The sequence below is a fragment of the Parabacteroides sp. D25 genome, assembly GCF_000307475.1.
GTDB lineage: Bacteria > Bacteroidota > Bacteroidia > Bacteroidales > Tannerellaceae > Parabacteroides > Parabacteroides distasonis.
Window position 1 is genome coordinate 1 of the sequence record NZ_JH976514.1, and the last position, 8,110, is coordinate 8,110.

The 8,110-nt window shown below is 40.7% G+C and carries 10 protein-coding genes; 4 read left to right on the forward strand and 6 right to left on the reverse strand.

The genetic code is table 11. The annotated features are described in order from the left end of the window. Positions 1 to 201: 201 nt before the first annotated feature. Both HMPREF0999_RS21390 and HMPREF0999_RS21400 read right to left on the reverse strand, forming a co-directional pair. The gene (locus tag HMPREF0999_RS21390; RefSeq protein ID WP_195283971.1) at positions 202 to 1,305 is read right to left on the reverse strand and encodes a transposase; all 1,104 of its coding nucleotides are present in this window, start codon (positions 1,303 to 1,305) and stop codon (positions 202 to 204) included. A gap of 578 nt (positions 1,306 to 1,883) precedes the next feature. Further along, positions 1,884 to 2,294: a PcfK-like family protein gene (locus HMPREF0999_RS21400; RefSeq protein WP_009276894.1), complete on the reverse strand. Its 411-nt coding sequence runs from the start codon at positions 2,292 to 2,294 to the stop codon at positions 1,884 to 1,886. 996 nt (positions 2,295 to 3,290) lie between these two features. On the opposite strand from HMPREF0999_RS21400, the gene HMPREF0999_RS21415 reads away from it, so the two are divergent. Next, positions 3,291 to 3,545, forward strand: a complete 255-nt coding sequence (locus HMPREF0999_RS21415) for a hypothetical protein (protein ID WP_009276895.1) — start codon at positions 3,291 to 3,293, stop codon at positions 3,543 to 3,545. Positions 3,546 to 3,854: 309 nt separating this feature from the next. On the opposite strand, the gene HMPREF0999_RS21425 is transcribed toward HMPREF0999_RS21415, so the two are convergent. Further along, positions 3,855 to 4,070, reverse strand: a complete 216-nt coding sequence (locus tag HMPREF0999_RS21425) for a hypothetical protein (protein WP_007844652.1) — start codon at positions 4,068 to 4,070, stop codon at positions 3,855 to 3,857. Positions 4,071 to 4,538: 468 nt separating this feature from the next. Between HMPREF0999_RS21425 and HMPREF0999_RS21430 the strand changes: the two genes are divergently transcribed. The 3 genes from HMPREF0999_RS21430 to HMPREF0999_RS21440 are packed head-to-tail and all read left to right on the forward strand — an operon-like array spanning position 4,539 to position 6,376. Next, positions 4,539 to 5,393, forward strand: coding sequence for a virulence RhuM family protein (locus tag HMPREF0999_RS21430; protein WP_008781192.1), 855 nt, complete (start codon positions 4,539 to 4,541; stop codon positions 5,391 to 5,393). Between the two features lie 16 nt (positions 5,394 to 5,409). Next, positions 5,410 to 5,739 (forward strand): hypothetical protein, encoded by a 330-nt coding sequence (locus HMPREF0999_RS21435; protein ID WP_008781191.1) that lies wholly within the window; start codon positions 5,410 to 5,412, stop codon positions 5,737 to 5,739. Positions 5,740 to 5,779: 40 nt separating this feature from the next. Beyond that, complete coding sequence (locus HMPREF0999_RS21440) at positions 5,780 to 6,376, forward strand: recombinase family protein (RefSeq protein WP_007844655.1); 597 nt, start codon at positions 5,780 to 5,782, stop codon at positions 6,374 to 6,376. Between the two features lie 112 nt (positions 6,377 to 6,488). Here the strand turns inward: HMPREF0999_RS21440 and HMPREF0999_RS21445 are convergent, their stop codons facing one another. The 3 genes from HMPREF0999_RS21445 to HMPREF0999_RS21455 form a co-directional block, all read right to left on the reverse strand. Next, on the reverse strand, positions 6,489 to 6,887 hold the full coding sequence (locus tag HMPREF0999_RS21445) for a hypothetical protein (protein ID WP_007844657.1): 399 nt from the start codon (positions 6,885 to 6,887) through the stop codon (positions 6,489 to 6,491). 348 nt (positions 6,888 to 7,235) lie between these two features. Then, the gene (locus HMPREF0999_RS21450) at positions 7,236 to 7,646 is read right to left on the reverse strand and encodes a hypothetical protein (protein WP_009276897.1); all 411 of its coding nucleotides are present in this window, start codon (positions 7,644 to 7,646) and stop codon (positions 7,236 to 7,238) included. A gap of 176 nt (positions 7,647 to 7,822) precedes the next feature. Beyond that, positions 7,823 to 8,110, reverse strand: a 288-nt coding sequence (locus HMPREF0999_RS21455) for a JAB domain-containing protein (RefSeq protein WP_009276898.1), incomplete at its 5' end; no start/stop codon positions are given.

An 8,110-nucleotide genomic window follows, 5' to 3' on the forward strand; every position in this document is an offset into this window, starting at 1 on the left:
GACGAAATATAAGTGCCTGAAAAATGGTGATTAGCGAAAAATTGTTGTAATCTTAGAGTGTTAAATATCAAAAGTTTACAGACAATAATTGCTATGATTACCGAGGACAAAGTTACTGAGATTTTCTGTATTACGGATGACTTCTGCAAAGTTTTTGATGTTGTTTCTCGGTCAATAGTTCGTTAAAATTTGAGTATATGGCTACGCAGCCTTAGGCTGCCATCCAATGAGTTCTTTGACAATCTTACTAATTAAAGTTCGGTTCGGTTGGCATCGAGACATGTCGAAAATTAATTTCGTATAGTTCGCATTGAACATCAACGACTTAATTTTTGCCATGGAATTGTCCATACCATTGTCTTTCATGAAGACCTTGGCGGCATTCAGTGAGGCGAACGATGCGTTGAACGCAAAGTCCAACTGTCTCTTGTGTCTTGCCTGACAATCCATAAGTCCCGTAAACTGCTTACTGTCGCGATAGCAGAACTCTATCTGGAAACGAGTGCGGTAAGTCTTCAATACTTCCTCACCCGTCATTGAGAGTTTTGTCGAAAAGAACAACTTGCACTTTCCGCCGGGCATTCGCCAGATGACAAGTCGCACCCTCCTTTTCAGAGCCTTGGCATAAGCCTCGAGGGTGTACGCCTTTCCGTCCAGTCCGTCAATGTGCAGTTCTTCCATGCATGAGAGGTTGAGGTTTGCCAAGTCAATCTTGTCTCCCTTAACCCTTGGTCGTCCACGCTTCTTTTCCTTCTTGGGAATGTAATGCAGACAAGCGTTGTCACGGAAGCGGCTGACTATATAGAAGCCAAGCTCCGACATGCCCTTCTCGAACGTGGATGTGGAGAAAAAAGCGTCAGCCACTACTATATCAGTGATACTCAGCAGTTTCTTTGAATACCGCTTCATAACACTGATGTAATATTCGACGAGTGTCTTGTTCCTCATCTTCAGCGCGGAGTTTCCTATTGTCTGATGGGCACGCAGCATCATGCACTTGTTGTTGACAACATCCAGTAAACCGATGCCCATGATTTCAAGTCCGTGCTTCACCGCCCCTGCACATCCCGACCAGAACCGTCCGATATGAGGAGTTTTTTTCCCGGCCTTGCTGATATAGCACGGGTCTATGGCAATGGCAAGTAAGCCATCCATATCCAGCACACGCCTTGCAAGAGACAGGTTCAACAGAAGCCAATCGATGCAGTCTTTCTTCTTACGGTTGAAATTCTGACGATAGGTCTGCTCGCCATGCTTGCCGTAGCGAGCCATCTGTGTGAAGTTTATCTTTCTGGGTAGAATCATATATAAAGTCAGTATCTCGATGAGTAGAGTCTGGAAAGTTTTTGCTAACTTTGCACCAGATTCTTTCATTGATGCACGAATTGCATTCTTGAGGATCTACTCATATTGGCTAAGTGGTTCTGAAAATGTCATACTTTTTAAGTCTTGAATAAACTATAAAGGTACTAAAAAAACAGACACTTAGCCAATTTTATTTGGTTATGTTTTGTTAATCAACTTACTTATATTCAAACGATTACGAGATTATTAACGGAGTATTGACCATAAAAAAACGAACAACTTGATATTGCTTGTATGTAGTAATCACACAAAAATATTCTTTATATACAGCTGTTCTTTTCCTACTATTCTCCAATTTCAGATTCATACCACAATGAGGACATTTACAGTTTTTCTTATCTTCCTTATCCCGCCATGTATGCCCACAATCCAAACAAAAGCAATTCCCTTTTGCATCACGCTTGAAATAATGCACAAAGCAATGTTTATAGGCATAACGCTTTTGAGCCTCTGAAACGGGAGCTAACTTCCTGCTCCCATTCACGATTTCCATTTGTAATTTTGTCTTGGGTCTCATATCAAAAAAGAGTTAACTGGGTTTGTACTTCGGTGTTGTTCTCACGTTTGGCTTGTTGACGCTTCTTCAACTTTGCCAATTCTTCCTCCTGCAATTTTTTGATAGCAGTCTCACGAGCCGCTTTCTTTTCTTCCTCTGACAATTCAACATGATGATTTATAACTACATTACATTTCAATGGGCTACCCACCTCAATATTATCTTCCTGATAATAGTGCAATGCCATACCAAAAATTTCATCATCACTAAAACCACAGCAACCGCTTTTCTTCACTTGGTTTAAAATATAGGTAATGCAATTATCTATATTCTTTGTAGTTTTTTGATAGACTGGAGCAAACAGACTATCCACCGCTGCCATATTATCAAGGTATGCCTTGATGGTACTTTTAAATTGTTCTGACACTTTCATAGTATATCATTTTTAGATTTCATTTCACAATAAGCCAAATTCACGAGAAACAAGGAGAATAGGCAAATAAGAGACAACAACGTAACCGACACAACCTTTATCGGACTTGGCGTTATTACCGCTCCGACAAACATAGCCACTGCACAAAGAGCGATGATGACCGAAAAAACAAATTGAATGATTTGCCTATACTTCTGCTACTTAGTTTGTTAAACTTCTAATTTTATGCTTCAGCTAGATTTAAAGACCTTTTTTTAAAACCCCTTTCCGGGATGGCCTTTTCTTTCTGCCGACTTTTTTTTTGAGCTTTCATGCCCCATCTGAGTTTATGAGCCTTTTTTTTACGGCACGCATCAATAAGGAAGGAGGGATTGAGAAAAGTTTTGGACGACAAAAAATGTTGGGGACAGCGAAGCCGTCCGGCGTTATTTTTTTCGGAACAAAGGGCGAAGACCGGAACTCTTTCGTATCCATCCACCGAAATAAATTTGCCGTTCAAAAACAAAGGGTCTCAGATGGGGCTATGAAAAACGCACATTAGGGGAGGCAGAAAACAAGGAAAAGGGCAGTACGGAAAGTAAAACAAACCATACGGTTTTGCAGGCAAAACCGTATTCCTATCTCCCTGCCACAAGTGGCAGGGGGGGAACGGGTTAGCAAAGGACTGCCGGGACAAACGGTAAAAGGAAGGGGCTACAATACGAAAGAAGGAGGTTGTTTCGGCAATGCCGAAGCTCCGGATGATGACCATTGCAATCCCGCCCACGTTTGGAACTTCTCTTTTCTGGTTTACCCATAATCAGCCGCATAGCGGATGACTACGGGTAAACCGGAAATGAGAACAGTCATTCCGATAAAGGGGAGGGTGGGAAAGAATACTGCGTGAACGCAAAAACACAATATGCCATCTTAAAACAATATCTTTAAAAAGTTTTTCAGAAGAAATGCTTACCAATATCCTAATAATTATTACTTTTGATAACATAATACAACGATATGGAAAAGAAAAAGATTACAATAGAGGTAGAACCAGCTACAGCCGTAGCTACCGTCGGTTTATTGCGTGGGATATTTCCCAGTATCATCGAGCAACTGGAAAGGCAGGCCGCAACAAACGGCAGCCCCTTAAAATTCGAAAAAGTAGAAAATATGCAAGAAGTATTGGATGAGATCTATGAAAAGTGCATTGCCGAAACGAACCTACGGAAGTTCGCACAGGCGCACTTGAATAGTGACGGATTACCCAACTGATACAGAAATATTGGAATCTGCCAGCTATCCTTACTTCAAATAACAAATGGAACAGAGTTATACACCTGTCATGTGGGACGATAAGAGATTTGCCTTTGTCCCATACGAAGCATTCGGTGATTTGCCACATTACCCAAAAGAAAAATGTGAGCAAATTTGCAAAGAGCTGAACAGCCTTATAAGACTATGTACTTATAGGCCGAAAAAGAAGATATTTATTTTCATCCGGTAAGTTATGTACGTCATTCCGGAGAATGGATTATTTAAAATCCAGCATCCAATACAAGCTTTATAAAACCATTATTCCGGTTAAGGTATCTGTACAATTTCCATCTGCACACCTAACTCTACCATCTGTTTGCGGATCTCTTCACTTTCTAATCGAGAAACCGCTTCATCCCTATCCCAAAAAGCGTCAAAAGCTCCCGGTTTATATTCTATCTTTCCCTGAAACATCGCATGGGTAACTTCCCCACCATCGGCTGCACCGACATTCAGAATAAAATAATAATGTATATCTTTCATAATCTTGCTTCAATGGTCTTATTTTTAATTTGAAGTATTATTTATTTTCCATTCTCACGACTTTTACCTTTGCTATGATTTCCTTTTTCGGTTATCAGTCTTGTTAACGGCTCTCAGCTTTACACCGGACATATCCGAAGATTTCCCTGAGTTATATTCAAGTCAATTCTCCTTTGATTGTAATATTCCCTATATCCATGTGCATAGCTGAACAAATATAGCGACTATTACCTAAGTTAACAAACAAATGTTAAAATATAGAGTAGTGTTTCCATTTGAATTTTAGTTATTTGATACCCCAACTATGAACAACAAACAGACAACTGTTTTTTTTGAAACAGCAGAATGTTTCTGTTTTATTAAAATAAAAAGGAAACAAACTTTTGAAGTAATACTTACGGAAAAAATAGATTTTATAATGTTTCTTTTTTGTACATTTGCAACAACATAATAAAAGCGAAACATATAATGGAGAAGCAAGGAGAAATCATACTATACCAACCGGATGAAGCTGTAAGGTTGGAAGTACGTTTAGAAGATGAAACCGTTTGGCTCACACAAGCGCAGATAGCAGAACTTTTTCAACGTGACAGAACCGTTATAACCAAACATATAAATAACGTTTTTAAGGAAAAGGAATTGGAAGAGAAAAGCAATGTGCATTTTTTGCACATTGCTAATTCCGATAAGCCTGTCAAGTTCTTTAGTCTAGACGTAATAATTTCAGTTGGATACAGAGTTAAAAGCGTAAGAGGTACGCAATTCAGGCAATGGGCAAATAAAATTTTAAAAGAATATTTATTGAAAGGCTATTCTATAAACCAACGGCTCAATGACATGGAATATAGAATGAACAATAAATTCTTCCAAATAGAGAAAACCATTGCTGAACATGATGCAAAGATAGACTTCTTTGTGCGCACCTCATTGCCTCCGGTGGAAGGTATCTTCTTTGACGGTCAGATATTCGATGCGTATAAGTTTGCTACAGATTTAATAAAGTCTGCCAAATGCTCACTTATACTTATCGACAACTATGTAGATGAATCCGTGTTACTCATGTTGAGCAAACGAAACATCGGTGTTTCAGCCACCATTTACACCCAGCGCATCACGCAGCAACTCCAACTCGATCTTGACAGGCATAACAGCCAGTACCCGCCTATCGACATCAGGACGTACCGAGACAGTCACGACCGCTTCTTAATCATTGATAATACGGAAGTATATCATATTGGGGCATCGCTAAAGGATTTGGGCAAGAAAATGTTTGCCTTCTCCAAACTGGAACTTCCTGTCCATACAATAATTGATGTATTATGAAATAAGCTAATCACCCATGCGAGAAACGGAAGAGAATATAAAATTCAAGATGGAAATTGACGTATTGGTTCCCATTCCACGTACTGTCACCCGTGATTTCACCAGTTTGAAGCACCTGCGTCAATGGCAGAAACGGAATGACATTGACGGTTCTCTTTACTGCTTTGCACACCGGGAATACCTGCTCAACGAAAAGGGAGAATGGGAACAATTTACCGTTATCGGCAAACAGGTAGTAACTATCGGAGAATTGGAAAGACTTCTTTTGGCTATGAAGCAAAAGGGGTTCAACCAATACAGCCGTGAGGAATATGAAGAATTAATGTCTTCATGTTTGAAAAAGTGAAGAATTAAAACCTTCATTAAACAACTAAATACAAAACAGGATGAAAATAGGATATGCCCGTGTTTCCACCAAGGAACAACATCTGGATATGCAACTGGAAGCGTTGAAGGCTGCCGGATGTGAGAAGATCTTCTCTGAGAAAATGACCGGACGTCAACAAAACCGCCCGGAACTGGATGCCTGCCTGAACTTTCTCCGGGAAGGCGACACGCTTGTCGTATATAAGCTGGACCGGCTTGGCCGTTCGCTGAAGAATATCCTTACGCTATTGGAAGATTTCAAGAATAGGGGCATCCAATTCACCTCACTGCAAGACAACATCAGTACGGAAGGCGCAATCGGCCAACTGATGAACAACATTCTCGGTGCTTTCGCCCAATTTGAGCGTGACCTTATTTATGAGAGAACCCAAGAAGGCAGAAGAATCGCCAAGGAAAAAGGTGTCAAATTCGGCAGAAAGACACTTATCAACAAAAACAATATCGCCAAGCAGAAAAGCTGCATCCAGCTCTATGAGTCCGGAACACCGGTAAGGGAGATACAGAAAATATTAAATATAGGCAGTAGCGGAACAGTGTATCGTCTGCTGCGAAGGAATGGTATTACACTAAAATCTGAGAACAGAAATACGAAATAAATCTCTTCTCCCATCCTTCACCTTCAAAGATGATTCTCAAAGATCATCTGCCCCCACCTCTTAACAAGGTTATAGGAAAGTTCCCGTGAAGGGGACCGTTTTTTAATTCAATTTAATACAAGAACTCCATGCACTCCTGTACCGCTTTTTCCAGTGCTTCTTCCAAACAACAAAAAGCATCCGCATTACTTTCGGAGTCATACAGCACATAATCTCCAGCCCTTACAACCACATGCCAGACCTTACCGTTTTGTTCTGTTTGAAACGTATATTCACGAGTCTGTATCATCCATTGGATACATGCTGCCAGTGTCGGGCACTCGCACATATACATCGGAGTATTCCTTCCCTCAACATCGGTACGTAGCCTATCCAGTTTGTCATACCAATACTCACAAGGCACGTAATAGTATAATTCCTTCATCATAAGAGCTGTGTCGCTATTAACCAATCTCTCTTTGTTGATTTGTGTAATCAAATTTTCCATATCCGCATTATTTAAGTTGAACATCTGATTTATTCTTCAGCTAGATTCAAGACCTTTTCATTTTTTGTATCGGGATGGTCTTTGGTCAGCCGACCTTTTTTTTGATGTCATTCCCCATCTGAGTTCTGAGCCTTTTTTCGGCATATCAAGGTCTGGATTGCAAGCAATAAGCCAAGTTTTACAAATGGAAAATGTTGGGAAGATACCTCTTCATCGTTATTTTCCATACAGTAAAGGCACATGGCCGTAACTTGCCCTTTGCGGAATCCCGAAACCTCTGCCGAGCAAAAAGCCGGACTCGGATCGGAGGAAAGAAGCCGGGGGAGGCAGCCCATAAAAAGGGCAATCCGATACAATCAAGAAATTAACCTGCTATACCCTTGTACGAATGAAATAATCCATCATAGACACTACATACCTAAGCAATGGTATCAATACACCGATTACATATATCATAGCGTACCCCAAAAGGACAAAAGGTAATGTTCTACGATAAATACATGCAACAGCGAGCAATATAAACGAAAAAGAAAAGCCATAAACTCCTATTTGAAAACCGGGTATCAATTCATAAACAGGTACGGGTTCCGGATGAAGCATGGCTCCGGTCACAATAGAATAAAGGCTGGTCAATAATATAAGCAGCGTATATAAGCAACTCTTAAGAATCCTGGGATCATTCCTTTTACAATAGAGAATCGTTCGGATATCACTTCTAAGAAACTCAATGCCCAGTAAGAGAGCCACCATAACGCCTGTATCAAAAGCAGAAAATACATTCATTCCGATCACCTTTGGCGCGAAGATATGTATTTATTCTGAAAAGCCACGTCCTTGCGTATTTTACGATGTCGCATCGATAGTCTGGGAAGCATTTTTTTGGTTCTTTTTTGGGGTAACTGCCAAAAAAGAACCCCGAAGCCGAAATTCCGGGCAGACGGGATTTCTCCCGTCCACCTTTACCTCTTTTGCAATCTTCCCTCGTCCGCATAGCTATAATAGTTATTGCCTGCCACAATCACATGGTCTAATAGACGGATGTCTAATGTTTCAGCGGCTTTTTTAACCGCTTCCGTCAAACGGTCATCCGCACCGCTGGGCTTGCGTGCCCCTGACGGATGGTTATGCACCATGATAAAAGATACGGCGTTATAATACAATGCCTGCTTCATGATAACCCGTATATCCACAGGGGCGGTATTTATCCCACCGCATGAGATACGGACTTTACGGATGAGTTTGGACGA